Origin of the sequence: Mumia sp. (assembly GCF_028803055.1) — a bacterium.
Taxonomy (GTDB): Bacteria; Actinomycetota; Actinomycetes; order Propionibacteriales; family Nocardioidaceae; genus Mumia.
Map to the genome: position 1 here is coordinate 1 of NZ_JARBCJ010000329.1, position 1,820 is coordinate 1,820.

At 70.4% G+C, this 1,820-nt stretch carries 1 protein-coding gene; it reads right to left on the reverse strand.

The features are described from left to right. Positions 1-1,714, reverse strand: a 1,714-nt coding sequence (locus PV363_RS17670; RefSeq protein ID WP_301023074.1) for an ATP-binding protein, incomplete at its 3' end; no start/stop codon positions are given. Between the last annotated feature and the right edge of the window lie 106 nt (positions 1,715-1,820).

The window sequence follows — 1,820 nt, forward strand, 5'->3', positions numbered from 1 at the left end:
GGGTGCCCCGACCGGGGGCGCTCTCCACGCTGAGTGAGCCTTGTCCGAGCAGTGCGAAGCTGCGCATCGCCGCGATGCCCGACTCGAACAGCACCGCGGATGGCTCGAAGCCCACACCGTCGTCCGCGACCTCGACGACGACGACACCGTCGTCGGCCGCTATGGACACATCGAGGCGCGTCGCCTTGCTGTGACGCCAGACGTTGCGGACCGCCTCCTGCACGATGCGCAGCACGACGGTCTCCGTCGTCCAGTCGAGCACCACATCGTCGTCGACGACGACGGTCTGCTGCGGCGTGCGATGGTCGCCGTACAAGCCGTCGACGTAGGCGTGGATCGGGGCGCTCAGGCTGTGGCAGCGGGGCCGGTCGACCTCGAGCGGTTGTACGGCCAGCATCAGCTGACGCAGAGACTCCGCCTGGTCGCGCAGCTCGTCGCGGACCAGCGTCGACACGCCCGTCGAGCCCTCGGTGCCGGCGGGGGTGAGCGAGCTCATCTGGATGTACGAGACGAACGACGCGTACGCCGACACCGCCTGCTCGTGAAGCTGGGCCGCCACGCGATGGCGGTCGTCGTCGGCACGTTGCATGACCTGCGCCAGCAGCTCGCGGCGGGCGGCGGCAGCCTGCTCGACCTGGCCGTAGAGACGGCGGGTCTCGCGCACCGCGGCGAGCTGGCGGACGGCGGCGAGGACCAGCAGGACGCCCGTGACCCCGAGCGAGTACAGCGGCGCCCACTCGTACTGGTCTTGCAGCAGCAGCGTGGTGGCCACCAGCGCTGGAAGGCCCACGAGCATCAACAGCGCCGGCAGCAACGCACCACGGACCTGATCCTGTGGCGGCAGGTTGTCGAGGCCCGGAGAGACGCGGCTGGGGACGAACAGCGGCATGAGCAGCAGCAGGCTCATGCACAGCGCGTGCAGCCCCAGCAGCGGGCCGCTCGGCAGGGCGAAGCCCGAGATGCCCTGCATCGTCTGAGCCATCGCGTTGAGCAGCCCGACGAGGGCGAGGGCGATGCCGACCCCGCTGATCATCCGGCGACCCCCGCCGTCGCCCCGCAGGCGCGCGTGCAGCAGCACGGCCCAGTACGTCCCGAAGACCATGGCCACGGCGGCGACGGCCGCCGGCACCGCGTACCAGGTGGCTTCGGCGTCGAGGACGTCGTCCCCCCACACCAGCACGGCGGGGGCCACGACGACGATGACCGACATGACGCTCTCCGTCAGGTCGACCGACATCGCCCGCCGGCCCGAGCGTGAGCGCACCACCAGCACGATCGCCGTCATGAGCAGTAGTGACGTGACGGCGACGACGGTCGTGTTGACCAGGGTCGACGTGCGGAACGAGACGAACGGGCCGACCAACATGCCCACGCCGATGCCGTACATGAGCACCAGGCCAGCGAGCCACACCCACCAGCATCGGTCGTCGGGGCGGGCCGCACGGCGGGCCGCGAGCACCGTGTGGAGCAGCGCCGGCGAGGTGTACAGGCCACTCGCCAGCAGGGCGAAGACGACGAGGTAGCCGGTGGTCGTGGTGGCGAGCGACCCCACGAACACGACGACCGGCAGGCTGAGGCACACCCAGACCAGTGAGACGCGGCGCAACTGCGAGCAGAAGACGGGATGACCCTTCGTCGCGTCGTCCGCCGGTCGCGCGAGCAGGCGGACGAGCCAGTCGGGAGGTCGCTGGACCGCGACCGTGGGCGTGAGCATGCGTATCCCCCATCCTCGGCACCCGAACCGAGGTGCCTCGGCGACGAGCGCCGTGCGTAAATAAGTACAGTGGTGTCGGAAACCTGTCAACCCGGCGCTTCCGCCG